Origin of the sequence: Pseudomonas sp. NY15372 (genome assembly GCF_048068215.1) — a bacterium.
Lineage (GTDB): Bacteria > Pseudomonadota > Gammaproteobacteria > Pseudomonadales > Pseudomonadaceae > Aquipseudomonas > Aquipseudomonas guariconensis_A.
In genome coordinates this window covers 1-493 of sequence record NZ_JBLUPY010000086.1, presented here as the reverse complement: position 1 = coordinate 493, position 493 = coordinate 1, and the positions used below count along the sequence as shown (strand labels likewise).

Genomic DNA, 493 nt, shown 5'->3' with positions numbered 1-493 from the left:
GCTGCCGGCCGTTTGCTGGCTACTGGCTTTGAGCACCCGTTGGCTACTGCTGTCATACCGGTAGCTTTCGCGGTCATCCGGACTGCCTTCACGCTTCACCGATACGACCTGTTCGAGTTCGGCTCGCGAAGTCCAGGCCAATGGTTGCCCCGGCAACAGCACGGCCTGCTGGCCGCCTGGGGTGAACAGCGCCTCCACGGCCGATGGATCTTCAGTGAGTGTGCTGATTACCGCCCGATTGCTGCGGTCGCTCACGGTGATGTCGGTGGTGTAGTTGTTGCCGGTGGCAGGGGCACTGTGGCGGATCTGGGTCAGGTTGCCCGCCGTGTCGTAGGTGTACGTGCGGGTGTACGGGGTGTAGGTGGCACTCTCGAAGGGCGTAACATGCGGCAGGTGACGGCCTTGTTGGCCGGCGTTGGCCATTTCACGGCCGGTGGCGCTGATGAGTTGGTAGAGGCTGTCGTAGGTGTAGGTGTTTTCCGGTACCACCTTC

The 493-nt window shown here is 62.5% G+C and carries 1 pseudogene; it reads right to left on the bottom strand.

The annotated features are described in order from the left end of the window. A pseudogene (locus ACNFG0_RS22850) lies at positions 1 to 493 on the bottom strand (RHS repeat protein); the annotation flags it as partial.